The organism is Micromonospora sp. Utrum1 (assembly GCF_057197805.1).
In genome coordinates, this window is record NZ_CM170071.1 from 4811920 (window position 1) to 4836593 (window position 24674).

Genomic DNA, 24674 nt, shown 5'->3' on the forward strand with positions numbered 1-24674 from the left:
GTGACGGCCGCCCGGCCCGCGGGCGGTGGTCAGGTGGTCGGGATGGCGTTCGCCGGCGGCGTCGTCGGCGGCTCGGTGAACTCGGTGACCGCGGCATCGGCGTCGTCCGTGGTGTACGTCGGGCCGAAGTACGCCTGGGCGCCGTTCTGGACCTTGTTCAGCCGCACCCCGCTGTAGCCGGCGTGCACGTCGTCGCTGTAGCGGAACGGGGTGAGACCCGGCCCCCGGAAGCCGCCCTTGCGCACGGCCTCGACCAGCTTCTCCCGGGTCGGGTCCTTGCCGGCGGCGAGCAGCGCCTGCACGAAGGTGTAGGCCATCGAGTAGCCGTAGATCGCGTTGCCGTCGATCGGGTTGGCCGAGTTGTACTGCTGGTGGATCTTGGTGAACTCCTGGATCCAGGGGTTGGCCGTGTCACCCACCATCGGCAGGTAGTTGTCGGCGACCATGCCCTCGAGGATCACCTTCTTGTCGCCGAGCTGGGTGGAGAGCGTGGTGTAGTCGGCGCCCACGTTGGACACCACCCACTGTGCCCGGAACCCCTGCCCGGCGGCCTGCCCCATGGCCAGCGCCGTGAAGCCCGGGATGCTCGCCGAGATGACCACCTGGCAGCCGGCCGCCTTGAGCGCCCCGATCGCCGGCCCGATCTGCTGGTTGGTGGTGGTGTACGTCTGCTTCGCCGCCACCGGGCCGAGGATCTTCTCCACCCCGGCCAGCGAGTCGCGGCCGAAGTCGTCGTTCTGCCCGAAGTGGCAGACCTTGGCGCCGGGGAACTGCTGCTTGACCCAGGTGGCGAGGATCTTGCCCTCGACGGTGTAGTCGGGCTGCCAGCCGAAGGTGGTCGGGTATTTGTCGGGCTGGTTCCAGTTCCGGCTGCCCGAGGAGACGAAGAGGTCGGGCACCTTCTGCGTCTTGACGAACTCCAGCACGTTGGTGTGGGTGGGGGTGCCCAGCCCGCCGAGGAGCGCGAAGACCTTGTCGTCGAGCACCAGCTTGCGGACCACGTTCTCGGTGTTGGCGGGGTTGTAGCCGTCGTCCATGACCTTGTAGACGATCTTCCGGCCGTTCACCCCGCCCTTGCTGTTGACGTGCTCGAAGTACGCCTTGGTGGCGGCGGAGATCTTCGAGTAGCCGGGCGCGGCGGGACCGGTGAGCGGCTGGTGGGTGCCGATGACGATCTCGGTGTCGGTGACACCGGGGACGTTCTCGGCGGCCTGCTTCTCGTCGTCGGCGCAGGCCGGCACGGCGGCCAGTAGGGCGAGGCCGGTGGCGGCCGCGAGTATGCGGCGGGTGGTGGGACGCATGGTTCTCCATTCCGGTGCGGCGGTGCGAACGGGTGGGTGGAACCGGGGTGGCTCAGTGCTCCGGCGCGCGGCGGCGGGCCCGCAGCCGGGCGGCGACGGAACGGAAGGCGCCGTGCAGGCCGCCCGGCGCGACGAGCATGACGACGATGAGGATCAGGCCGAACACGGCCAGCGCGAGGTTGCCCTCCAGGCGCTGGGCCAGGCCGGACGGCAGGCTGAAGGTCTCGGTGAGCAGGCTCGGCAGGTCCTGGAGCGCGACCAGCAGCACCGCGCCCCACACCGCGCCGGCGAGGCTGCCCAGCCCGCCGATCACGATCGCCATGAGCAGGAACAGCGACAGCTCCAGGGGGAACTTGCCCGGCGCGACGGTGGCGGTGAGCACCGCGTACACGCCGCCGCCGAGGCCGGCGCAGCCGGCGCTGACCACGAAGGCGAGCACCTGGGTGCGGGCGACGTGGATGCCGGCGAGCCGGGCGGCCACCTCGTCGTCCCGCACGGCGCGCAGCGACCGGCCGAACCGGCTGCGCACCAGGTTGGCTAGGAGGAGCACGGTCAGCAGCGCGGCGAGCAGCGCGATCCAGGCCAGCCACCGTTCCGGCTGGAAGTACGCGCCGAGGAACGCCGGCGGGGTCTCCGCCGGGAAGCGCAGCCCCTGCTCGCCGTTGAACACCTCGGTGAAGATCGTGCTGATGGCCGGTACCAGCGTCGCCACCGCCAGGGTCACGCCGGCCAGGTACGGCCCGCGCAGCCGGGCCGCCGCGAGCCCGATGACCAGCCCGGCCAGCGCGGTCACCGCGACGGCGGCCAGCAGGGACAGCGGCAGGATCCACCGCCCCTGCACCCCCCGCTCCTCGAACCCCTGCTGCATCAGGGCCACGGTGTAGGCGCCGGTGGCCATCAGCGCGCCGTGCCCGAGGGAGAGCTGGCCGTTGAGCCCGACCAGCACGGTGTAGCCGGCGGTGACGCAGAGGAACGCGCAGACCCGGGCCACCTGGAGGTTCTGGTACGGCGCGAGCTGATTGGTGAGCAGCACGACCAGGGTGCCGGCGAGCACCACGCCGGCCAGGTGGCGCAGCAGGGTGGACCCGCGCGGGCCGGCGGTGGCGGGCGCGCCGGGCAGCAGCCGGCGCAGCGCGGACGGCCCGGCGGGCCGGTCCACCCCGGACCGGGCGGAGGGGCGGGTGGCGGTCACACGTGCCTCGCTCTCGCGCTGGAGAAGAGCCCGCCGGGGCGGACCAGGAGGACGGCCAGCAGCAGCACCAGGACGGCCAGCGGGGTGGTGTCCGGGCCCAGGTAGCCGGTGACGTACGAGAGGATCAGGCCGACCAGCAGGCCGCCGACCACCGCACCGGCCGGGCTGTCCAGGCCGCCGACGACGGCGGCGGTGAACGCGACGACGAAGACCAGGTCCATGGCGTGCGGGTGCAGCCCCAGCCCGGTGGGGACGACCAGCATCCCGGCGAGCGCGCCGACCGCGGCGGCCAGCGCCCAGCCGAGGGTGAGCATCCGGCTGACGTCGACGCCGAGCAGCCGGGACACCTCGGGGGCGAACGCGGCGGCCCGCATCCGCAGGCCGATCGGCGTGCGGGTGAACAGCAGCGCCAGCAGCACCACGACCACCAGCACCGCGCCGAGCACCCACAGGTCGTACGGGGAGAGCGCGGCGACGCCGCCGAGGGTGAGCGCGTCGGTGTCGAACGGGGCGGCGGCCGGCCGGTAGCCGTTGCCGAAGACCATGCCGAGCACCGCCTGGATGAGCAGCACCAGGCCCAGCGCGACGATCACCTCGTTGAGCGGGTTGGCGTGCCCGACGAAGCGCATCAGCACCCGTTCCACCAGCGCGCCCAGCAGCAGCCCGGCCAGCACGGCGGCGCCCAGGCCCAGCCAGTAGGAGCCGGCCGCGGAGGCCACCGCGTAGCCGACGTACGCGGTGGCCACGGCCATCGCGCCCTGGGCGAAGTTGACCAGTCGGGCGGCCCGCCAGATGAGCACCAGGGCCAGGGCGAACGCGGCGTAGACCGCGCCCGTGGACAGCCCGCCGAAGGTGAGGAACAAGAACCGGTCCAATCGCGGATCCTTCCTGCTCGCCGGGCCGTCAGAACCCGAGGTACGCGTGCCGGAGCTGGTCGTCGTCGCGCAGCCGGCCCGCGGGCGCGGCGGTCACCACCCGGCCCAGCGACATCACCACGCCCTGGTCGGCGACCGAGAGGGCGCTGCGCACGTTCTGCTCGACCAGCAGGACGGTCAGCCCCCGGTCGTCGCAGAGCCGGCGCAGCAGCGCCATGATCTGCGCGGTCACCTTGGGGGCCAGGCCGAGCGAGGGCTCGTCGAGCAGCAGCAGCCGGGGGCGGGCGATCAGCGCCCGACCGAGGGCGAGCATCTGTCGCTCGCCGCCGGAGAGCTGGTGCCCGGCGTGCCGCCGGCGGCGGGCCAGGGCCGGGAAGAGGTCGTAGACCTCGTCCTGGGCCCGGCGGGCGTCGGCCCGGTCGCTCCGCCAGAGCCCGCCGAGGCGCAGGTTCTCCTCCACGGTCAGCTCGGCCACCACGCCCCGCCCCTCGGGCACGTGCGCCAGGCCGCGCCGGACCAGCCGTTCGACGCGGACGCCGCGCAGGTCGGCGCCGTCGAAGCGGATCCGGCCACCGGTGGGCCGGAGCAGGCCGGACAGGGTACGCAGCAGCGTGGTCTTACCGGCCCCGTTGGCGCCGAGCACGGCGGCGATGGTCCCGGCAGGCACCTCGAACGTCACGTCCCGCAGCACCGGCACCGGCCCGTAGCCGGCGCTGACCGCCTCGACCTCCAGCACCGCGCTCACGATCCGGCCCCCGCCGCCTCGGCCGCCACGTCGGCGCCGAGGTAGGCCTCGGTGACCAGCGGATCGTCGCGAACCTGGTCCGGGGTGCCGGCCGCGATGACCCGGCCGAAGTCGAGCACCACCAGCTCCTGGCAGACGGACATGACCAGATCCATGTGGTGCTCGACGAGCATCACCGAGCAGGCCCCGCCGGCCCGCTCGGGCAGCGTGCGGACCAGCTCGCCCAGCTCGTCGACGTCGTCGGCGCTCAGGCCGCCGGCCGGCTCGTCGAGCAGGAGCAGCCGGGGCCGGGCGATCAGGGCGCGGGCCAGGGCGACCCGCTTGCGCACCGCGTACGGCAGGGTCAGCGGGGCCGCGCCGGCGAGCGCCGCGACACCCAGCTCGGCGAGGAGGTCGAGGGCCTCCCGGCGCAGCCGCCGCTCGTCGCGGTCGCTGCGCGGCAGGCCGAACAGGGCGGTGGCGAAGCCGGCCCGGGCCGCGTGGCTGGCGCCGGCCACCACGTTCTCCAGCACGGTGAGCCCGGGGAACAGGCCGACGCCCTGGAGCGTCCGGGCGATGCCGAGCCGGGTCAGCCGGTGCGGTCGGGGCCGGAACGGCCGACCGTCCAGAGTGAGCGATCCACTGGTCGGCGGGACGAAGCCGCAGACCACGTTGAACAGGGTGGTCTTCCCGGCGCCGTTGGGGCCGATCACGCCGACGATGCGGCCCGGCGGGACCCGCAGCGAGACGTCGTCGAGGGCGACCAGCCCGCCGAACCGGACGCCGACGCCGTGCAGCGCCAGGTCGATGCCGTCCACGGGGGTGGGGGGTGGGCTCATCTTCACCTCGGGAGAGGACGCGGCGTCGGGGGTGCGCGGTGCGGCTCGGGCGAAGCGGGAAACTTATTACACCGGGAGTGTACTTTTCGCCGAGGTTTCGTCAATGCCTCCCGCGGGCCCCGTCGATATCGACGCGATCACGATTCCGGCGCCCGCGCGGAGTAGCCCCCGCCGCGCGGCGTCCGCCCTGCTCAGCGGGCGGCCGGGGCGGGCGCCCGCAGGGTCCGCACCTGGCCGGTGCGCGGGCCGCCGGAGAGCGCCGCCGGGCTCCACTGTGTGGTGACGAGGTGGAGGGTGCGCCCGTCCGGACCGCCGAGCGCGCAGGCGAAGCAGCCCCGGTCCAGGTCGACCCGGTCGAGCACCCGACCGCCCTCGGCGACCCGGACGGCGCACCGGTTCGGCACGTCGCCGTACCAGACGGCGCCGTCGGCATCGAGGCAGATGCCGTCCGGCGCGGAGTCCGGCACCGCCGCCCAGACCCGCCGGCCGCCGAGCGTCCCGTCGGCGGCCACGTCGTACGCGGTGAGCCGGCCGGCGTACGACTCGGCGACGATCAGGGTGCGCCCGTCGGGGATGAGCACCATGCCGTTGGGGAAGGCCAGGTCGTCGGCGACCAGCCGGGCACCACCGTCCGGCGTCACCAGGGCCACCGCGCCCGGACGGTAGTCCCCGGCGGGGAAGTCGAAGCCGATGGTGTTGACGTACGCGTTGCCCCGGGCGTCGGTGACCACCTCGTTCCACGGGTGCGGGACGAGCGCCGCCAGGTCGGCGTGGGTGCGCAGCGCGCCGTCGGGCTCCCGGCGCAGCAGCCGCCCGGCGCTGCCGGCGACCACCAGCAGCCGCCCGTCCGGCAGCCAGTCGAAGCAGATCGGCAGCCCGTCGACCCGGGCGACCACCTCGGTACGGCCCGCGGCGTCCACGGTCAGCACCTCCCCGGCGCCCCAGTCGGCCAGCCAGAGCCGGCCGTCGTGCCAGCGGGGCGACTCGCCGAAGGCGAGCCCGTCGACCAGGATCTCCGGTGCGTTCACGTGTCGCTCCCCATCAGGTCGCGGGAGCGGCGGAGGAACTCCCGTTCGGCGGCGTTGTCGGTGTGCGCGATCGCCGCGTCGTACGCGGCCACCGCCTCGGCGGGCCGGTCGAGGCGACGCAGCAGATCGGCGCGGACCGCGTGCAGGACGTGGTAGCCGGCCAGGTCCAGCCGGTCCACCTCGGCGAGCGCGGCGGCCGGGCCGGCCACCTCGGCCAGCGCGACGGCCCGGTTCAGCGCCACCACCGGCCCGGGGGCGTGCGCCAGGAGCTGGTCGTAGAGGGCGAGGACCTGCCGCCAGTCGGTGTCCACGGCGGTCGCCGCGTCGCTGTGCACCGCGTTGATCGCGGCCTGGATCTGGTACGGGCCGGGCCGGTTCCGCCGCAGGCAGCGCCGCACGAGGGCCTGCCCCTCGGCGATCAGCTCCCGGTCCCACCGGCCGCGGTCCTGGGCGCCCAGCGGCACCAGCACGCCGTCCGGCCCAGTCCGGGCGCCCCGCCGCGCGTCGGTGAGCAGCATCAGCGCGAGCAGCCCGAGCACCTCCGGCTCGTCCGGCATCAGCTCGGCCAGCAGCCGGCCCAGCCGCACCGCCTCGGCACACAGCTCGTCCCGGACCAGCCGCTCCCCCGCGTGGGCGGTGTGCCCCGCGGTGAAGATCAGGTAGACCACGGCCAGCACGGCGCGCAGCCGATCGGGCAGGTCGGCGTCCCGGGGCACCCGGTATGGAATGCCCGCGTCCCGGATCTTCGCCTTGGCCCGCACCAGGCGCTGCGCCATGGTCGGCTCGGGCACCAGGAAGGCCCGGGCGATCTCGGCGGTGCTCAGGCCGCCGAGCAGACGCAGGGTCAGCGCGACCCGGGCCGGCGCGGCGAGCGCCGGGTGGCAGCAGGTGAAGATGAGGCGGAGCCGGTCGTCGCGCACGGGCCCCTCCTCGGCGGTCGGCTCGGGGGCGTACAGCAGGGCGGCCTGGGCGTGCCGGTCGGCGCGGGACGCCTCGCGGCGCAGCCGGTCGATCGCCCGGTTCCGGGCGGTGGTGATGATCCAGCCGGCCGGGCTGGGCGGTGGGCCGTCGACGGCCCACCGGTCGACCGCGGTGGCGAACGCCTCCTGGACCGCCTCCTCGGCGAGGTCGATGTCGCCGAGCACGCGGACCAGCACGGCGACCGCGCGGCCGTACTCCGCGCGGAAGGCCCGTTCGACGTCGCTGGGCGCGGTCATCCGTCGCCCTGGAACGGGCGCACCTCCACCGGCAGGGTGGTGGCCAGGGCGTATCGGCGGCCCCAGTCGAGCGCCGCGTCGAGGTCGGGTGCGGTGATGATGGTGAAGCCGCCCAGATACTCCTTGCCCTCGACGTAGGGGCCGTCGGTCACGAGCACCTCGTCGCCCTTCGGGCGCAGCACGGTGGCGGTCTCCGGGGCGTGCAGGCCGTTGCCGAACACCCAGCAGCCGGCCTCCCGGAGGTCCCGGCCGATGGCGTCGACCTCGCGCATCACCCCGGTCAGGAACTCCGGGTCCGGCCGGCCGGCGCCGGCCGGCTGGTACAGGCTGATCAGGTACTGCCTCACGCGCTTCTCCTCACCCGCCGGAGCGGCCCGGCGCCGCCCCTCCACCCTCCATACGAACGGCGCAGGCCGGTGTCGACACGCCGGCCGGAAAAGATCCCGGCGCCTCGGCCGTGCAAAGAAAATCTTAGATGCATCTATTGAAAAGTTTCTCCACCCTGTGACCTAATACTGACAGTTCCTTTCGTCAAACTCCCCCAACCCCCAGGGAGGAAAGATGAACCGTCCCCTGCGATCGGCGCTGCGTACGGCCGCCACGGCCCTGCTCGCCACCGTCACCCTGGCCGCCTCGGCCGTCATCGGCGCGACACCCGCCAGCGCCGCGCCGGCCGGCCTGCCCGGCATGGACGTCTCCAGCCACCAGGGCAACGTGAACTGGTCCGCCGCCTGGAGCAACGGCGCCCGGTTCGCGTACGTGAAGGCGACCGAGGGCACGTACTACACCAACCCGTACTTCGCCCAGCAGTACAACGGCTCCTACAACGTCGGGATGATCCGCGGGTCGTACCACTTCGCCCGGCCGGACACCACGAGCGGCGCCACCCAGGCCAACTACTTCGTCGACCACGGCGGCGGCTGGTCCAAGGACGGCAGGACCCTGCCCGGCGCGCTCGACATCGAGTACAACCCGTACGGCGCCACCTGCTACGGGCTGAGCCAGGCCTCGATGCGCAGCTGGATCGCCTCGTTCGTCAACCAGTACTACGCGCGGACCGGCCGGTGGGCCACCATCTACACCACCACCGACTGGTGGACCACCTGCACCGGCAACACGTCGCAGTTCGCCGCGAACAACCCGCTGTGGATCGCGCGCTACTCCAGCAGCGTCGGCACCCTGCCGGCCGGCTGGCCGACGTACTCCTTCTGGCAGTGGGCCTCGTCGGGCGTCTTCCCGGGTGACCAGAACGTCTGGAACGGCACTCTGGACCGGCTCAAGGTGCTGGCCTGCAACGGACCCTGCTGACCCGGCGCCGGTGGCGGGTCGACCTCCGGCCGACCCCGGACCAGCCGCCCCGCCACCGGCGGCGTCCGTCCCTGACGAGGAGGCCCTCATGTCCGTCCCCGTTCCCCGGCGGGCCGTGCTGCGCGGCGCGGTCCTGCTCGGCGCGGCTGCCGGCGCCACCGCGCTGACCCAGTTCGGCGCCGACCGCAAGGCCCGGGCCGTCGCCACCCGGATCGACCAGCCGACCATCGCCAACTGCGCGACCTGGGGCGCCCGCCCGCCCTCGTCGGCGGTGAGCGTGGTGCAGAGCCGACCCAACAAGATCATCATTCACCACACCGCGTTCCCGAACACCACCGACTACAGCCTCGCGCAGGCCTACCGGAACTCGCGCGACATTCAGAACCTGCACATGGACACCAACGGCTGGCTCGACTCCGGGCAGCATTTCACCAACAGCCGCGGCGGCTATCTCACCGAGGGCCGGCACGGCAGCCTGTACGGGCTGCTGCACGGGCAGACCATGGTGCAGGGCGCGCACTGCGTCGGGCAGAACAGCCAGGCCATCGGCATCGAGAACGACGGCATCTATCTCGACGTGCAGCCCCCGGCGGCGCTCTGGAACAGCCTGGTGGTGTTCTGCGCCTTCACCTGCCAGCAGTACGGCATCCCGCCGACCGAGATCTACGGGCACAAGGACTTCAACGACACCCAGTGCCCCGGCCTGCTGCACGACCGGCTGCCGGAACTGCGCAGCACCGTCGCCGCCCGCCTCGGCGGCTGAGGACACTTTGCGGATCTTGGAGAGTTTCCGTTCCTCTCGAACGGGAACTCTCCAAGATCTTCTTTGTTTCAGATCTCGCTTATATAAGTCGGGTCTGATAGAAAGAGGGCGTGCACGCCTTCGACGTTCTCGGTGATCCGGTCCGTCGCCGGATCCTGGAGCTGCTCGCCGAGGGTGAGCAGCCGGCCGGCGCGCTCGGCGCGACCGTGCAACGGGAGTTCGGCATCAGCCAGCCGGCCGTGTCGCAGCACCTCAAGGTGCTGCGGGAGCACGGCTTCGCGACCGTGCGCGCCCAGGGCACCCGCCGCCTCTACGCGGTGGACCCGGGACCGCTGCGCGAGATGGACGAGTGGCTGGCGGGCTTCCGCCGGTTCTGGACGCCGCCGCTGGCGGCGCTCGCCACCGAACTGGCCCGGGGCCGGCGGGAACGGCGGCTGCGCGAGGGCGAATCCGAGGAGAGGACCACCTGATGATCGACGTGACCGGGCAGATCAGCGCCGTCGAGCGCCGGCTGGGCAGCCGTACGCTCCCCGCCGGCGAGGCGCGGGTGATGACCGTCAGCCAGACCTACGACGCGCCGGTGGAGGACGTCTGGGACGCCTGCACCAGCGCCGAGCGGATCCCCCGCTGGTTCCTGCCGATCTCCGGCGAGCTGAAGCTCGGCGGGCGCTACCAGCTGGAGGGCAACGCCGGGGGCACGGTCGAACGCTGCGACCCGCCGCACAGCTTTGCCGCGAGCTGGGAGTTCGGCGGCGAGGTGAGCTGGATCGAGGTGCGGCTCACCGAGGCCGGCGCCGGGCGTACCCGGTTCGAGCTGGAGCACGTCGCGCACGTCGACGACGAGCGGTGGGCCGAGTACGGCCCGGGCGCGGTCGGCGTCGGCTGGGACTCGGCGCTGCTCGGCCTGGCCTCCCACTTCGCGGCGGACGGCGCCGGGGTCAGCCCGGACCAGGCCGCCGCCTGGGTGGGCTCCGACGAGGGCCGCCGCTTCATGACGGAGGCCAGCGACCGCTGGACCGAGGCGAGTATCGCCGCCGGCACCCCCGCGGACGAGGCCCGCGCCGCCGGCAAGCGGGTCACCGCCGCCTACACCGGCACCCCCACCCCCTGACTTCCCGCCGGTCGTGCCCGTGCCGCGTCCGTCGGCACGGGCACGACCGCGAGGTCAGGCGGGGTGGAACTCGTGCACGACTTCGATGCGGCCGACGAGGTGCGCGTTGAGCAGGGGCACATCCTCGGCGGGGATCCAGAGTTCGCGGATCTCCCGGCCACCGACCTGACGAACCGGGTAGCGGTCGGCGAAGTCCCGTTGCACCGCGAACCGGGTCACGTAGCCGACGCCGGAGGCCGGGACGTTCCAGTCCCGGGCGATCAGGACGGCGTACTCCTCGGTGAGCACCGGGTAGAAGATCGGTTGGTCCGGGAGGCGGGGCGGCCACGCGCGCCAGCCGGACGCCTCGACCAGGGCCAGCTCCTCCGGCCCGGTCGGCCGCCACAGCGTGATGGTCTCCACCGTCTCCTCCTTCCGCCTCAGGCCGGGGCAGGCTACCGGCGGCGGCACCGGCCCCGCGAGGGGATTCCGGCCCGGGGCACCCGGGGACACCCCGCGCGGACGGGTGAAGGGCGCGCCGAAACGGCCGGGCGGGTAACGTGCAACGGCGTGACCGCCGCTCCGTACGCGCACTGCTCGTTCTGCGGCGCGGCCTACCCGGCGGGGGCCGGGTGGCCGCGTGTCTGCCTGGTCTGCGGCGAGACGGTGTGGCGCAACCCGCTGCCCGTCGCGGTGGCCGTGCTGCCGGTCCGCACCCCGGACGGCCTCGGCGTGGTGGTGGTCCGCCGGGACATCGAGCCGGCCCGCGGCCAGCTCGCCCTCCCGGGCGGTTTCATCGAGTACGGCGAGGAGTGGTCCGAGGCGCTGGTCCGCGAGCTGCGGGAGGAGACCGGGCTGCTGGCCGAGGCCGACGAGGCGCGACTGTTCGCGGTGCACGGCGCGCCGGCCGGCGGCACCATGATGGTCTTCGGCGTGCTGCCCGAGCGGCCGATCGGTGACCTGCCCCCGTCGGCGCCGACCGAGGAGGCCACCGAGTGGCTGGTCCTCACCGAGCCGATCGAGCTGGCGTTCTCCACGCACACCCGGGTGCTGGCCGACTTCCTCGGCGGCCGGTCCACCGACTGACCCGGCAGGTCGCGCTCGGCGGGCCACCGCCGGCACGGTGACGCCGATCGACGCCACGGACCTCGGCCGACGCTGCGAAAAGTCCTATTGATTGAATAGGAAAGGCAGCGTCGCCGAGCCTCCGGAGGTCTCCCGTGTCCCACGCCGAAGCCGACCACGACACCCGCCGGAGCCGGCAGTGGCTCGCCGGGGAGGCCCGCGGCCCGGGCGTCGACCGCGACCGGTTGCTGGAGCTGGGGGCGGCCATGGCCGCCCTGACCGCCGCGGCGGCCGAGCGCGAGCCGGTCGCGGTGGCGTCGGCGCCGGTCGGCGTCGACCCGGGCACGCCGATCGCCAAGCCGCTGCCGCCGGAGCTGCTGCGCCCGCTGGACACCAACGCCGAGATGCACTGGGCGGCGATGGCCGGGCAGGGGTACGTGGTGCCGAACGACCGGTTCTTCGTCCGCAACCACACGGTGACGCCCCGGCTGGACGCCGACACCTGGCGGCTGCGCCTCTTCGGCACCGGGCTGCGGGACGCCCCCACCCGCGACGCCCCGGTCGAGTTCAGCCTCGATGACCTGCGCCGGTTGCCCGCCGAGGAGAGCGACGCGCTGCTCGAGTGCGCCGGCAACGGCCGCCGCTACTTCGCCGACCAGCAGGGCGATCCGACGCCGGGCGTGGCCTGGGGGCTGGGCGGGGTCGGCGTGGCCCGGTGGCGGGGTGTCCGGCTGGGCACCGTGCTGCGCCTCGCCGGGCTGCGCGACGACGCAATCGACGTGATGCCCGAGGGGCTGGACCCGGACTACGTGACCGGCGGGATCAACCTGGGCCGGGTACGCCGTCCGCTGCCGGTCGCCAAGGCCCTGGACGACGTGCTGCTGGCGTACGAGATGAACGGCGAGCCGCTCCCCGCCGACCACGGCTTCCCGGTCCGCGTGGTGGTGCCCGGCTGGATCGGCATCTCCTCGATCAAGTGGGTGGGCCCGGTCGAGGTCTCCACCACTCCCCTGTTCTCCCCGTGGAACACCCGGTTCTACCGGATGTTCGGCCCCGGGCACCCGGCCGAGGGCACGGTGCTGGGCGCGCAGCCGGTGAAGAGCGCGTTCGAGCTGGCCTGGGACGCCCGCGTGCCGGCCGGCGCCGAGGTGCTGCTGCACGGCCGGTCCTGGTCGGGCAACGGCCCGATCGACCGGGTCGAGGTGGACACCGGCGACGGTTGGCGCCCGGCCGACCTGGTGGCCGCCGACCGCGGCGGCGCCTGGCAGCGCTGGACGGCGTGCTGGCGCCCCCCGGCCCCCGGCCGGTTCACCCTCCGCGCCCGCGCCACCGACATCACCGGCGCCACCCAACCCGACCGCGCCGCCCCCAACACCCTCGCCTACCTCTTCGACGCGGTGGTCCACCACCCGGTCACGGCCGCCTGACCCGCGCCCCTCCCCCGCCGGTGATCATGAAGTTGTTGCCCCGACACGCCGGTGCCGGTGGTCATAACTTCATGATCAACGGGGCGGGGGCGGGGATGAGGATGGGGCGGTGAGGTAGGCGGGTGGGACGGTGTCCGTGAGCCAGACGCCGTTGGCGCTGCGGTAGAAGCGGTAGCCGTTGGCCGACATGGCGCCGGCGTTGATCGTGAGGATCACCACGGGGCCGGTGCGGCGGGCGCCGACGCGGCGGGCGGTCTCCTCGTCCGGGGAGAGGTGCACGTGGTGGCGGCGGCCGCGGCGCAGCCCCTCGACCCGGATCGCGGGCAGCACCGTCTCGCTGGTGCCGTGGAAGAGGCGGTCGGGCGGGGTGGCCGGGGCCAGGCCGAGGTCGACGGGAACGGAGTGGCCCTGGCTGGCCCGGATCCGGTCGACCCCGTCGGGTCCGCGTTCGACGGCGAATCGCTGCTTGTCGTTGCCGGCCACCACGGCGTCCAGGTCGGCACGGCTGATCCCCAACGCGGCGAGCAGGGCGGTGACCGGAACCCAGCCCGCCCGGTCGAGCGTCAGGTCGAACCGGTCGGGGTGGTGGCGCAGCGCCAGCGACATGCGCTTGCTCACCCGGACCAGGTCACGATGATCCACCCGGACAGTGTGACCCACCGGCCGAGGGCCGTCGACGGATATCAGCGGGCGGCGCCCGAGCCGGCGCTCACCATCAGCCCCGCGGCGTCGACCACCTCGAAGTCGCTCCCGCGCAGGCCGCCGAGGGCGTGCAGGGCGTCGTTGTCCCAGCGCGGGTCGGGGGCGCCGGAGAGGAACCAGGCCGAGCCGTGGTCGGCGACGACCAGGCCGTACCGCTGCATCGCCTCGGCGACGATCCGGGCCTGCCGGGGCAGCCGGGACAGGTCCACCGACCGCTTGAGCCGCAGCCGCTGGCCGAGCTGCGGCAGCGCCGGGTCGGTGGCCGACGAGGCGGAGTGGGTGGCCGGCCAGGTCCAGCCGGTGCGGGTGCGCGGCACGGTCACCCGGACGGCGTGGTCGATCCGGCCGGCGGCCACCTCGTCGTAGCGGACCAGCCCGGCCAGGATGGACAGCCCGGCCGCGTCGGCGGAGGTCCAGCCCGCCCGGCGCAACCGGTTCGACCGCAGGTCGAAGACCGCTCCCGAGCCGGCCCGCCAGCCGGCGCCGGACCGGTGCGCGTCGAACAGCTCGTACGCCCGGCAGGCCGCCCGGTCCCAGACGATCACGTGCCGGTCGCCGGTGCCGTCCGGCCCGCCCTCGACCGCCGCGTCCGGCGGGACCGGGTACGGCCCCGGGTCGCTCTCGTCGGCGTACCCGAAGGTGACCGGGACCCGCCGCTGCCCGGCGGGTACGACGGTGACCGGGATGCCGATCGGCGCGCCCTCCCACCGGCCGGAGCCGAAGTCGGCGTGCACGGTGGCGCCGCCGCCGATCGCGCCGATCATCGCCGCGGAGCGCGGGTGCACGGGCAGCTGGGAGACGTCGGCGTGCCAGACGTTGTCCGCCGGGAAGGCCTGGCACGGCCGGGCGCTCGCGCTCGGCCGGCCGCCGAGCCCGGCGCGGGCGGCCGGGACGGGCGACGGGCCGGCCGGTGGGCCTGCCGTGGCGGTGACCCCGCCGCTGGCCGTCGGCGCGGCGGCCGGCGGGGTGCCCGGCCCGGAGCAGCCGGCGGCGGAGAGGGCGAGCACAGCCGCGACGGCGGTGGCGCGGCGGGCGGACGGGCGGGCCATTCCGGGCATCCTGCCCGAGTACGGCCGCCGGCGGCAACCGGTCACCCCGGCCCACCGGCGGTCGTCCGACGGCGCCGAGGCGCAACGGCGTCAGGCCGCGGCGCGCTCGGCCGGCGGCCTGCGGCGGAAGGCCGGGTCGGTGAGCACCGGCGGGGACCAGGCACCGTCCGGCTGGTAGAGGTTGGTGCCGGGCGGGACGATCTCGTCGATCCGGTCCAGCACCGCGTCGTCGAGCGCCAGCGCCGCCCCCTTGAGCAGATCCTCCAGCTGGTTCAGGGTGCGCGGCCCGATGATCGCCGAGGTGACCGCGGGGTGCGCCACGGTGAACGCGACGGCCAGTTCGGGCAGCGAGCACCCGATCTCGTCGGCGAGCCCGACCAGTTCCTCGACGGCGGCGTACTTGGCGGCGTTGCCGGGCAGGGCCGGGTCGAACCGGGCCGGGGTGAGCGCGGGCCGGCCGGCGGTGAGGTCGACGGCCCGGCCCGCCCGGTACCGTCCGGAGAGGAAACCGGAGGCCAGCGGGCTCCACACCAGCACGCCCATCCGGTAGCGCTGGCAGACCGGGAGGACCGACGTCTCGATGCCGCGGGCCAGGATCGAGTACGGCGGTTGCTCGGTGCGGAACCGGCCGAGCGCCCGCCGCTCCGCGACGTGCTGCGCCTCGACGATCTCCTCGGCCGGGAAGGTCGAGCAGCCGAACGCCCGGATCTTGCCGGCCCGGACCAGGTCGGTGAGCGCCCCGAGGGTCTCCTCGACGTCGGTGGTGTGGTCGGGCCGGTGCACCTGGTAGAGGTCGATCCAGTCGGTGCCCAGGCGGCGCAGGCTGTCCTCCACGGCGCGGACGATCCAGCGGCGCGAGTTCCCGCCCCGGTTGGGCCCCTCCCCCATCGGGAAGTGCACCTTGGTGGCCAGGACCACGTCGTCTCGCCGGCCCCGCAGCGCCTTGCCGACGATCACCTCCGACTCGCCCGCCGAGTACATGTCGGCGGTGTCCACGAAGTTGATGCCCTGGTCGAGGGCGGCGTGGACGATCCGGGCGCAGTCGTCGTGGTCGGGGTTGCCGACCGACCCGAACATCATCGTGCCGAGACAGTGGACGCTGACCTGGATGCCGGTGCCGCCGAGGACGCGGTAACGCATGGGGGCTCCCTGGGATGACGCCGCGCTGACCGGGCGGCGGCCGGTGCGGTCACCGTAGGAGTTCGAGCGTGCTCGAGGTCAACCGCTCAGCCGCCGGCCTCCCCGGCCTGGGCCAGGTAGCCGGCCGCCTGCAGCTCGAACAGCTCCCGGTAGAGGCCCTCCTGGGCCATCAGCTCGTTGTGGTCGCCCTGCTGGATGAGCCGGCCGTGGTCCATCACGAAGATCCGGTCGGCGTGCCGGACGTTGGCCAGCCGGTGGGTGATCAGCACCACGGCCCGGTCGGGATGCCGCCGCAGGTGCTGGAAGAGGGCGTGCTCGGCCCGCGCGTCGAGGGCCGCCGAGGGTTCGTCGCAGATCAGCAGCCGGGCGTCCCGGTAGAGGCCGCGCGCGGCCACGAGCCGCTGCCACTGCCCGCCGGAGAGGTCCTGACCGTCCTTGAACTGCCGGTCCAGCAGCGTGTCGTAGCCGAACGGCAGCTCGGTGATCATGTCGTGCGCGACGGCGTCCCGGGCGGCGTCCTCGACCTCGGGCCCGGGCCGGTCGGCGGGCCGGTCGTGCCGGCCGATCCGGATGTTCTGCCGGACGGTGAACGGGAACTTCCACCAGTCCTGGCTCATCACCGCCACCTGGGCGGCGGTCTGCCGCGGGTCCAGCTCGGCGGCGTCCACCCCGTCCCAGCGGATCACGCCGGTGGTGGGCCGGTAGAGGCCGGCGATGAGCTTGGCCAGGGTGGTCTTGCCGGAGCCGTTCTCCCCCACCAGCGCGATCACCTCGCCGCGCCGGACGGTCAGGCTGACCTCGTCCACCGCGGGGGTCTCGGTGTCGGGGTAGCAGAGGCTGACCCGGTCGAGGTCGATCCGGTCGAAGCCGTCCACCGGCCGGGTGCCGCCGGCCGGCACGCGGCGCCGGGCCCGATCCAGGAAGTTCCGGTAGTCCTGGTAGTAGAGGGCGTCCTCGTAGATCGAGTTGGTGGCGAAGACGGCGGTGCGCAGGCCGGCCCGGGCCGACTGCAACGCCAGCAGGGCGGTGGCCGCGGCGGCCAGGGCGACCACACCGTTGAGCAACAGGCCGCCAAGGACCGCGTAGAGGCCGAAGGCGGCGACCCCGGTGGCCGACAGGCCGACCGCGCGGGTCACCGTCTGCGACCGGGCCAGGCGCAGCTCGGCGCGGGTCTCCAGGCTCATCACGCGGTGGAACTCCGTCAGCAGGAACGCCTGCATCTGGTACGCGCGGATCTCGGCGGCGGTGCGCCGGTCGGCCATCAGGTCGCCGAGCATCCACTTGCGTCGCTGCCGGGTGACCCGGGCCAGCCAGTCGAGGTGCTGGCGGCGGGCCATCCGCACCGCGGTCACCGCCTCCGGCGCGGCGGCGGCCAGCAGGCAGGGCAGCAGCACCGGATGGATCACCGTCACCGCCGCGGCGGTGGCCGCCACGCCGACCACGCCGGTGACCAGGTTGACGGTGTCGTTCACGATGGACCCGGCCTCGGCCAGGCCCCGGTCGCGGGCCCGCACCATCTCCTCGGCGAACCCGGCGTCGTCGAACGCCGCCAGCTCGACCGCCGACGTGGTCTCGAAGAGCCGCAGCTCCACCGCGTAGTTGATCTGCGGGATGAGCCGCGCCTGCGCCCAACCCGCGGCGACGGTCAGGGCGCCCCGAGCGGTGACCGCCGCTGCCGCCAGCACCAGGGCAGGCATCGCCGCGCGGATCCGGTCGGGCGTGGGGCCGGCGGCGAAGAGCTGTTGGAGCACCCCCGTCGTGGCGAGCAGGCCCAGCGTGGTGAGCACGCCGGCGGCGACGTTGAGCCCGATCGAGGCGAGGGTGTCCCGCCGGCTGGTCGCCCAGGCCAGGGCGATGGCCTCCCGGACCAGGGCGGGCAGCCGGCGGGCCACCGCCCAGAATCCGGTGTGGGCGAACTCGGTGGCGCGGTGCATCCAGTGCGGGTCCGCCAGCTCGGGCAGTGCCGGCCCGTCGGCCGGCTCGTCCTGCTCGGACGGGGGACGTGGGCCGATCACCGTGGTCATCGCACCTCCTCGGCGGGGCAGGCAGCACCGGAGCTTACTGTCCGCAACTATGCGTTGTCTGCTCGTGAGCGGCGCGTCGTACACCCGTCCCAATCGCGTGTCGCGCCGGAGGTTCCCCGCTCCCGAGGGGTGGGCGATGTCGGGTCGCGTCGCGCGTACCCGTCCCGGGTGGCAGGCTGGTGGGGTCGCCGGCAGCGGGGCGACGCCGGCCCCGCCGGCTGACCCGTCGTGAAGGAGAAGATCGACCCGATGGCTGTGGACGTCACCACCACGGACGAATGGCAGGCCCTGCGCAAGCACGCCGAGGCGATGCGCGGCACGCACCTGCGGGAGCTGTTCGCCGCGGACGGGCAGCGGGGTGACCGGCTCACCGGCGAGGTCGCCGACCTGCACGTGGACTACAGCAAGAACCTGGTCACCGACGAGACGTTGAGCCTGCTGACCGGGCTCGCCGAGCGGGTCGGGCTGGCCGACCGGATCACCGCCATGTTCGCCGGGGAGCACATCAACTCCACCGAGGACCGGGCCGTGCTGCACACCGCGCTGCGGCTGCCCCCCGACGCGTCGCTCACCGTGGACAGCCAGGACGTGGTCGCCGACGTGCACGCCGTGCTGGATCGGATGTCGGCCTTCGCCGAGCGGGTCCGCTCCGGCGCCTGGCGGGGCTACACCGGCGAGCGGATCAGCACCGTGGTCAACATCGGCATCGGCGGCTCCGACCTCGGGCCGGTGATGGCGTACGAGGCGCTGAAGGCGTACCGGGACGCCGGGATCAGCTGCCGGTTCGTGTCCAACATCGACCCGACCGACATCCACGACAAGACCACCGACCTGGACCCGGCCAGCACGCTGTTCGTCGTGGTCTCCAAGACGTTCTCCACCCAGGAGACGCTGGCCAACGCCGACCAGGCCCGGCGCTGGCTGCTGGCCGGGCTGGACGCGGACGACAGCGCCATCGCCCGGCACTTCGTCGCGGTCAGCACCAACGAGCAGCGGGTTCGCGACTTCGGCATCGACCCGGAGAACATGTTCGGCTTCTGGGACTGGGTGGGCGGGCGCTACTCGCTGCCCTCGGCGGTCGGGCTGTCGGTGATGCTGGCGATCGGGCCGGCACGGTTCCGGGAGCTGCTGAGCGGCTACCACGCCGTGGACGAGCACTTCCGGACCACGCCGGTGGCCCGGAACGTGCCGGCGCTGCTCGGCCTGCTCAACGTCTGGTACACCGATTTCCTCGGGGCGGAGACCCACGCGGTGCTGCCCTATTCGCAGTACCTGCACCGGTTCCCGGCTTACCTGCAGCAGCTCACCATGGAGAGCAACGGCAAGTCGGTGACGCGGGACGGCCGGCCGGTCACGTACCCCACCGGGGAGATCTTCTGGGGCGAGCCGGGCACCAACGGTCAGCACGCCTTCTACCAGCTCATCCACCAGGGCACCCGGCTGATCCCGGCGGACTTCATCGCGTTCAGCCAGCCCAATCACGACCTGGGCGACATGCACGACCTGTTCATGTCGAACTTCTTCGCGCAGACCGCCGCGCTGGCCTTCGGCCGCACGAAGGAGCAGGTCGAGGCGGAGGGCACCGCGCCGGAGGTGGTGCCGCACCGGGTGATGGCGGGCAACCACCCGACCACGTCGATCATCGCACCGAAGCTGACCCCGGCGACGCTGGGCCAGCTCATCGCCCTCTACGAGCACATCGTCTTCACCGAGGCCGCGGTCTGGGACATCAACGCCTTCGACCAGTGGGGCGTGGAACTGGGCAAGGTGATGGCCAACCAGCTCGCGCCGAAACTCACCGGGGCCCGGCCGGACCTCGGCGACGTGGACTCCTCCACCGCCGCGCTGATCCACCGCTACCGCGCCCAGCGCGGCCGGGACTGACGTACGCCGGCGGCCTCCGGCCCGAGGTGGTCGGAGGCCGCGGGGTCAGTCGCGCAGCAGGTCGGCGTGGGCGGCGCGGAGCCGGGCGAGCGACGGGTCGCCGGCCGGGGCGCGGCGGTCCAGCTCGGCCCAGACCTCGGCCAGGGCGTCGGCGAGCACGCGCAGCTCGGCGGCGTGCCGCCGGCTGCTCTGCCGGTGCAACTCCTCCAGCCGCCGGGACCAGCCGGCGCTGATCGCGGCGATCCGGTCGGCGTCGGCCCGGGCCTGCGCCGCGGTGCGTGCCGCCGCGGCGGGCACGATCGCGGCGACCGGGCGGGGATCGCCGTCGCGGGTGACGACGGTGACGGTGTCGGTCAGCTCGGCGAGGGAGACGACCTGGGTGAGCCGGGTGCGGACCTCGCGCAGCGGCAGGGCGCGCGGCTGGGGGGACCGGTCGGCCAGTGCGGGGACAGCCATGGACACATGTTGACGTCCGGGTACGACAGAACCGCGCCGGGTGACCGCGCGGGGTCAGGCGGCGGCCGTCCACTCCGGCGCCAGCACCGACCAGACCTCCATGTCGGCCCGGCCCTCCGGGGTCGGGGCGGCGCCGCGAAGAACCCCGTCGCGGCTCATGCCCAGCCGGCGGGCCACCGCGATGCTGCGCTCGTTGCCGGCCTTGGTGACCCACTCGACGCGGTGGATGCCCCGCTCCCGGACCGCCCAGTCGATGATCACGCGGGCGGCGCGGGTGACCAGGCCCTGCCCCTCGGCGCCCTGCTCCAGCCAGCAGCCCGCCTCGCAGACCCCGGTGGTGGTGCTGAGCGACACGAAGAGCACACCCCCGACCAGCGTGCCGCGCTGCCAGATGCCCCAGATCCCGCCGTCGTCGCGCGCCCACCGGTCGGCGTAGTTCTGCAGGACCCGGCGCGCGGACTCGGCGTCGGTGGCCACGAAGGACGCGCCCACCCAGGGGGCGATGTGCTCCCGGCACCGGTCGAGGTTGGCGAGGAACTCGTCGGCGTGCCACGGCATCAGCGGCCGCAGCTCGGCGTCGTCGGTCAGCGGAAGAGCGAACATCCCCGCAACCTAGTGCGATCGCCACCGGCGCCGCACCGGGTTTGCGGCCGGCGGGGCGGCGGGCAGTCGTCATGTCGGTCGGTGGCCCTACGGTGTGCGCCGTGAACGCCGTCCAGACGTACCGATACCTCCAGCCGTCCGCGCTGCGCGCCGCCGGTCTCGACCTCCAGACCTGCGGCGGCCCGGCGGCCAACCCGCGGTTCTTCGCCGGGTTCCTCACCACTCCCACGGCCGCGGCCGCCGGCCTGCTGGCCGTCGCCGAGGTCGCCCGGACCCGCTACCACCAGCCGGTCAGCCCGGCGAGCCTGGACCCGGTCGTGACGGGCAGCCGGGACCGGCTGCGCTTCGAGTCCTTCTCCGGCTGCTGTGGCGTGTACGCCCGGATGGACGTGCTGCCGGCCGGCTTCGACGGCGAGATCGTGGGCCACGGCACCACCAACGTCGACGTCAACCCGCCGCTGCGCGAGGCGCTGGCCCGGGTCGGCGGGATCGAGCCGCTGCACGCCGCCGTCGGCCCGGACGACCTGACCGTCTCCACCATGGACGGCGCGGTGGTGGAGAAGAAGGTTCCGCTGCCGGGTCGCTGGCTGCGCGGCTTCGCGGAGGTGCAGGTGCTCACCGCGGCCTTCGAGCCGCGCGCCGAAGTCTCCGCCGCGGAGGCCACCGCCTTCCTGCGCCGGCTCCCCGGCGGCACCGACCGTTCGGTGCTCTGGGCGGTGCCCGCCGGGCGGACGCTCCGGCTCACCTCGCGACCCGCGCCGGGCGCCGTCTGTTTGGCCGGCGCAGGCCGGCTCGCGGCGCTGCGCGGCCTGCTCCGGCACGCGCGCACCCTGCGGGTGTACGGGCCGGCGGTCCGGCCCGGTTCGCCCGCCGTGCCGAGCACCTGGGAACTCGACACCGGGGCGCTGCGGCTGTCGCTGACCCTATCCCCCGAGCCGTACCGGGGCTTCTCCGGCGAGGGCGCCGCCCTGCTCGCGCTCGCCGGTGACGAGGTTGTCGACGACGCCGAACTGGTCGGCGCGCTGCTCTCCTGGGACCCGACCATCGACGTCGCCGCGCTGGCCGACGCCGCCGGCCTCACCGATGACCGCGTACGCGCCGCCCTGGCCCAGCTCGGCACCGCCGGGCGGGTCGGCTACGACGTGGCTGACGCCGGCTACTTCCACCGGGTCATGCCGTACGACGCCGGTCGAGCCGAGCGAGACAACCCCCGCCTGGTGGGGGCCCGGGTGCTGGCCGAGCGGAACGCGGTCGTCCGCGAGGGCGAACACGCCACGGTACGCAGTGGCGACGACGTCTATCGGGTGCGTCGGCTGCCCGACGGGACGTACACCTGCACCTGCCGCTGGTGGGCACGGCACCGCGGGGAGCGCGGGCCGTGCAAGCACGCCCTGGCGGTGTCGATGGTCGCGGCGCCGGCGGAGGTGGGGGCGTGACCGACTTCTTCGAGTCCCTGATCCGAGGTGACGTGCCCGCCGTCCGGTCGGTGCTGCACGCGCTGGACGAGCCGGGCCGCCGGGCGCTCGGCGAGGAGCTGATCGCCCACGTCCGGCGGCGGCGGGACAACTGGTGGTGGGGAAAGGAGGCGACCGCGCTGGCGGTGGCCGCAGTCGGCACGCAGAGCACTGCGATCAAGGCCGCGGCGCTGCTCAGCCGGCGGTCGGTGTGGCTCCGGGAGGCCGACCCCGAGCCGGTGATCGCCGCGGCACGGCAGCGGGGTGTGACCTGGCTGGCCGACCTGGCGTACCGGCTGGCCGAGCGGATGCGCCGCAACGAGCCGTGGCAGGGCTGGCACTTCACGGCGGCCCTGCTGCGGGCGGAGCAGGCGCCGCCGCCGACCGGGGACGCATTCGTCGCCGGCTGGGCCAACGCGATGTGGTGGCAGCCGCTGCAGGCCCGGCAGCAGCAGCCGCTGCTCGACCGGCTGCGCGACGACCCGTTCCTGGACGCGTTGCTGCCCCGGCTGTTCGAGGTGGACGGGGTCGGCGCCGACCTGTCCGTCGGCGGTGACGGGCAGGCGGCCGCCCGGGCGCTGGCCGCGCTCGCGGTGGAGGGCCGGCTCGACCGGGTCGCGCTGCTGGACGGGGTCCTCGGCCGGCTGCTGCGCGGGGACCGGCCGGCCGCGCTGCGCCCGTTCCTCGCCCTGCACGAGCTGCTGGCGCCCACCGCGGACGAGGTCACGGCGCGCGCGGGCGCGTACCTTCGGCTGCTCGCCGACGCGCCGGGGCCGGTCGCGACGACGGCGCAGCGGGCGTTGCGCGGCCTCGACGACGCCGTGGAGCTGGAGGCGCTGGCGGAGGCCGCCCGGGCGGTGCTGACCCGGCCCGAGAAGGGCCTGGTTCGGGCACAGCTGTCCTGGCTGGACGCGCTCGCCCGGCAGCGGCCGGACCGGGCGGCGGAGATCGCGGCACTCCTTGCGGCGGGAGCCGACCACCCGTCGGCGGACCTCCGGGACCCGGCGGTGGCGCTGGCGGAACGCCACGGGCACCGGGCCGTTCGGCACGCCGCCGTGACGGTGGCCGGCGACGAGCTGCCACCCCCGACGCCGGCGGCGGTCGCCCCGCCCCCGATCACCGAGGTGGACGAGCTGGTGGAAGAGGTGTCGGCCGTGATCGGGCAGGGCTGGCCGGCGTCGGCGCTCGAGCGCGTCCTCGACGGCCTCGTCCGGCTGGCCACCACCGACCGGGACCGGCTCGAGGCGGCCCTGCTGCCGGTGCTGCGCCGCCACCACGTCGGTGAGTACGACCACATGTGGGCGGTGTTCAACGTGCCGGTCCAGCTGCACCGGGTCCTGCTGGCCGCCGCCGCGCCGGCCGAGGCGGCCACCCGCCAGGACCAGTGGGCCGCGATCCTCAGCGAGTCGCTGACGCGGACGCTGCTCCCCTTCCAGGGTCGGCCGGCCGTCGAGCCGCCCCGCCGGTCCGCCCTCACGCTGGTCTACTCCGCCCGGCTCGCCGAGATCGGACAGCGGTTGGACGCCCGGGACGACCCGGGGCTGCTGGCCGCGCCCACGTCGGCCACCGGAGCCGTCGACCCGACCGTGCTCTACGAACGGCTGGCCGCCCTCGGCGACCGTCCGGTGTGGCGGTGGGATCTGACGCAGGCACTGCTCCGGCTGCCCGCCGGTGTGGACGAGGCGCTCGCCGCGAAGGCGGCGGCGCTCGGCACGGCGGCCGGCGACGAGCTCGCTGGCTGGCTGCGCGGGGACGCCCTGCCCACGCCGGTCCAGCGGGTGGTGACGGTCGGCCGGCGGGACCGGGCGGACACCTACGACTACGGCTACGACCGGCTGCCGATCCGGCGCACCGTGGTGGCGAGCGCCCCGTCCGAGGGTGTGGCGGACCCGCTCGGGCTCCTCACCGTGCCGGCGCAGCTGGTCGGCCGGGGGCACGGCGGCTGGACCGACCTGTGGCCGGCGCTGCTCCCGGGGCACCGTGGCCTCGTTGCCGCGCACCTGCTGCCCGGCATCGCCCGGGCCGCGCAGGAGGACGTCCGGGAGGCCGCCACGGTGCTGCCGGTGCTGGCCGAGTGCACCGGCCCGGGCGGCCCGGCGCTCGACCTGGCAATGGCCTACGGGCTCTGCGCCCGCCACGAGGTGGACCGGGTCGCCACGCTCGACGCCCTGCTGACCCTGACGGCCGCCGGGGACCTCGACGCCCCGGCCGTGGGCGCGCACCTCGGCGGGCTGGCCGCGGATGGCCAGGTCACGCTGACCCGGGCGGCGACCCCGCTACGGGACGCGGTCGCGGCCGGCGCCCCGCTGAGCACCTGGCGCCTGCTCGCTGGGGCCCTGCCGGCGCTGCTGGCCGCGCCGACGCCGCCGCGGGGCACCCCCGATCTGCTCACCCTCGCCGCCGAAACCGCCCGCGCGACCGGGGTACGGATCGAGGTGCCGGGCCTGGCCGACGTGGTGGCCCGGGGCGGTGGCAGCCGGCTCGTGACCGAGGCCCGCCGGCTCGCCGCCGCGCTGACCTGACGGGCGGATGG

At 74.6% G+C, this 24674-nt stretch carries 24 protein-coding genes; 9 read left to right on the forward strand and 15 right to left on the reverse strand.

The annotated features are described in order from the left end of the window. Positions 1-29: 29 nt before the first annotated feature. The 8 genes from AC0OLQ_RS22675 to AC0OLQ_RS22710 all read right to left on the reverse strand — a co-directional run bounded on the left by AC0OLQ_RS22675 (position 30) and on the right by AC0OLQ_RS22710 (position 7523). Positions 30-1301, reverse strand: a complete 1272-nt coding sequence (locus tag AC0OLQ_RS22675; protein WP_484527916.1) for an ABC transporter substrate-binding protein — start codon at positions 1299-1301, stop codon at positions 30-32. A gap of 52 nt (positions 1302-1353) precedes the next feature. Then, on the reverse strand, positions 1354-2493 hold the full coding sequence (locus AC0OLQ_RS22680) for a branched-chain amino acid ABC transporter permease (RefSeq protein WP_484527917.1): 1140 nt from the start codon (positions 2491-2493) through the stop codon (positions 1354-1356). Continuing rightward, on the reverse strand, positions 2490-3368 hold the full coding sequence (locus AC0OLQ_RS22685) for a branched-chain amino acid ABC transporter permease (RefSeq protein WP_484527918.1): 879 nt from the start codon (positions 3366-3368) through the stop codon (positions 2490-2492). Before AC0OLQ_RS22685 ends, AC0OLQ_RS22680 begins: the two co-directional genes overlap by 4 nt. A gap of 28 nt (positions 3369-3396) precedes the next feature. After that, positions 3397-4113, reverse strand: a complete 717-nt coding sequence (locus AC0OLQ_RS22690) for an ABC transporter ATP-binding protein (protein WP_484527919.1) — start codon at positions 4111-4113, stop codon at positions 3397-3399. Next, entirely contained in the window at positions 4110-4931 is an 822-nt protein-coding gene (locus AC0OLQ_RS22695) for an ABC transporter ATP-binding protein (RefSeq protein WP_484527920.1), read from the reverse strand. The genes AC0OLQ_RS22690 and AC0OLQ_RS22695 overlap by 4 nt, the downstream gene beginning before the upstream one ends. A gap of 191 nt (positions 4932-5122) precedes the next feature. Further along, the gene (locus AC0OLQ_RS22700) at positions 5123-5959 is read right to left on the reverse strand and encodes an SMP-30/gluconolactonase/LRE family protein (RefSeq protein ID WP_484527921.1); all 837 of its coding nucleotides are present in this window, start codon (positions 5957-5959) and stop codon (positions 5123-5125) included. Next, the gene (locus tag AC0OLQ_RS22705; RefSeq protein ID WP_484527922.1) at positions 5956-7176 is read right to left on the reverse strand and encodes an RNA polymerase sigma factor; all 1221 of its coding nucleotides are present in this window, start codon (positions 7174-7176) and stop codon (positions 5956-5958) included. Before AC0OLQ_RS22705 ends, AC0OLQ_RS22700 begins: the two co-directional genes overlap by 4 nt. Next, positions 7173-7523 carry a YciI family protein gene (locus tag AC0OLQ_RS22710; protein ID WP_484527923.1) on the reverse strand — a complete coding sequence of 117 codons (351 nt, stop codon included), beginning with the start codon at positions 7521-7523 and terminating at the stop codon, positions 7173-7175. Before AC0OLQ_RS22710 ends, AC0OLQ_RS22705 begins: the two co-directional genes overlap by 4 nt. Before the next feature lie 214 nt (positions 7524-7737). Here AC0OLQ_RS22710 and AC0OLQ_RS22715 point away from each other — a divergent pair, with 214 nt between their 5' ends. The 4 genes from AC0OLQ_RS22715 (at position 7738) to AC0OLQ_RS22730 (ending at position 10358) form a co-directional block, all read left to right on the forward strand. After that, positions 7738-8484 carry a lysozyme gene (locus tag AC0OLQ_RS22715; protein ID WP_484527924.1) on the forward strand — a complete coding sequence of 249 codons (747 nt, stop codon included), beginning with the start codon at positions 7738-7740 and terminating at the stop codon, positions 8482-8484. An 88-nt stretch (positions 8485-8572) separates the two neighbouring features. After that, positions 8573-9247: a peptidoglycan recognition protein family protein gene (locus AC0OLQ_RS22720; protein WP_484527925.1), complete on the forward strand. Its 675-nt coding sequence runs from the start codon at positions 8573-8575 to the stop codon at positions 9245-9247. A gap of 110 nt (positions 9248-9357) precedes the next feature. Next, positions 9358-9717 carry an ArsR/SmtB family transcription factor gene (locus AC0OLQ_RS22725; RefSeq protein WP_484527926.1) on the forward strand — a complete coding sequence of 120 codons (360 nt, stop codon included), beginning with the start codon at positions 9358-9360 and terminating at the stop codon, positions 9715-9717. Continuing rightward, complete coding sequence (locus AC0OLQ_RS22730; protein ID WP_484527927.1) at positions 9717-10358, forward strand: SRPBCC family protein; 642 nt, start codon at positions 9717-9719, stop codon at positions 10356-10358. Before AC0OLQ_RS22725 ends, AC0OLQ_RS22730 begins: the two co-directional genes overlap by 1 nt. A 54-nt stretch (positions 10359-10412) precedes the next feature. On the opposite strand, the gene AC0OLQ_RS22735 is transcribed toward AC0OLQ_RS22730, so the two are convergent. Beyond that, entirely contained in the window at positions 10413-10760 is a 348-nt protein-coding gene (locus tag AC0OLQ_RS22735; RefSeq protein ID WP_484527928.1) for an ADP-ribosylation/crystallin J1, read from the reverse strand. Positions 10761-10907: 147 nt separating this feature from the next. On the opposite strand from AC0OLQ_RS22735, the gene AC0OLQ_RS22740 reads away from it, so the two are divergent. Both AC0OLQ_RS22740 and AC0OLQ_RS22745 read left to right on the forward strand, forming a co-directional pair. Beyond that, positions 10908-11423: an NUDIX domain-containing protein gene (locus AC0OLQ_RS22740; protein WP_484527929.1), complete on the forward strand. Its 516-nt coding sequence runs from the start codon at positions 10908-10910 to the stop codon at positions 11421-11423. Positions 11424-11557: 134 nt separating this feature from the next. After that, entirely contained in the window at positions 11558-12829 is a 1272-nt protein-coding gene (locus AC0OLQ_RS22745) for a sulfite oxidase (protein WP_484527930.1), read from the forward strand. Between the two features lie 75 nt (positions 12830-12904). Here AC0OLQ_RS22745 and AC0OLQ_RS22750 read toward each other — a convergent pair whose 3' ends face one another. The 4 genes from AC0OLQ_RS22750 to AC0OLQ_RS22765 all read right to left on the reverse strand — a co-directional run bounded on the left by AC0OLQ_RS22750 (position 12905) and on the right by AC0OLQ_RS22765 (position 17744). Then, complete coding sequence (locus AC0OLQ_RS22750; RefSeq protein ID WP_484527931.1) at positions 12905-13471, reverse strand: RNA 2'-phosphotransferase; 567 nt, start codon at positions 13469-13471, stop codon at positions 12905-12907. A gap of 41 nt (positions 13472-13512) precedes the next feature. After that, on the reverse strand, positions 13513-14580 hold the full coding sequence (locus tag AC0OLQ_RS22755) for a hypothetical protein (protein ID WP_484527932.1): 1068 nt from the start codon (positions 14578-14580) through the stop codon (positions 13513-13515). Between the two features lie 90 nt (positions 14581-14670). Continuing rightward, positions 14671-15720, reverse strand: coding sequence for an aldo/keto reductase (locus tag AC0OLQ_RS22760; RefSeq protein ID WP_484527933.1), 1050 nt, complete (start codon positions 15718-15720; stop codon positions 14671-14673). An 86-nt stretch (positions 15721-15806) separates the two neighbouring features. Next, a complete protein-coding gene (locus tag AC0OLQ_RS22765) occupies positions 15807-17744 on the reverse strand; it encodes an ABC transporter ATP-binding protein (RefSeq protein WP_484527934.1) in 1938 nt (645 codons plus the stop codon). 249 nt (positions 17745-17993) lie between these two features. On the opposite strand from AC0OLQ_RS22765, the gene pgi reads away from it, so the two are divergent. Continuing rightward, positions 17994-19628 carry a glucose-6-phosphate isomerase gene (gene pgi / locus AC0OLQ_RS22770; RefSeq protein ID WP_484532407.1) on the forward strand — a complete coding sequence of 545 codons (1635 nt, stop codon included), beginning with the start codon at positions 17994-17996 and terminating at the stop codon, positions 19626-19628. 45 nt (positions 19629-19673) lie between these two features. On the opposite strand, the gene AC0OLQ_RS22775 is transcribed toward pgi, so the two are convergent. Together AC0OLQ_RS22775 and AC0OLQ_RS22780 are read right to left on the reverse strand one after the other, a co-directional pair. Continuing rightward, positions 19674-20084: a type II toxin-antitoxin system Phd/YefM family antitoxin gene (locus AC0OLQ_RS22775; RefSeq protein ID WP_484527935.1), complete on the reverse strand. Its 411-nt coding sequence runs from the start codon at positions 20082-20084 to the stop codon at positions 19674-19676. A 54-nt stretch (positions 20085-20138) separates the two neighbouring features. Continuing rightward, on the reverse strand, positions 20139-20687 hold the full coding sequence (locus AC0OLQ_RS22780) for a GNAT family N-acetyltransferase (protein ID WP_484527936.1): 549 nt from the start codon (positions 20685-20687) through the stop codon (positions 20139-20141). 101 nt (positions 20688-20788) lie between these two features. On the opposite strand from AC0OLQ_RS22780, the gene AC0OLQ_RS22785 reads away from it, so the two are divergent. Together AC0OLQ_RS22785 and AC0OLQ_RS22790 are read left to right on the forward strand one after the other, a co-directional pair. Beyond that, positions 20789-22123 (forward strand): SWIM zinc finger family protein, encoded by a 1335-nt coding sequence (locus AC0OLQ_RS22785; RefSeq protein ID WP_484527937.1) that lies wholly within the window; start codon positions 20789-20791, stop codon positions 22121-22123. Continuing rightward, on the forward strand, positions 22120-24663 hold the full coding sequence (locus tag AC0OLQ_RS22790) for a hypothetical protein (RefSeq protein ID WP_484527938.1): 2544 nt from the start codon (positions 22120-22122) through the stop codon (positions 24661-24663). Before AC0OLQ_RS22785 ends, AC0OLQ_RS22790 begins: the two co-directional genes overlap by 4 nt. Positions 24664-24674 lie beyond the last annotated feature (11 nt).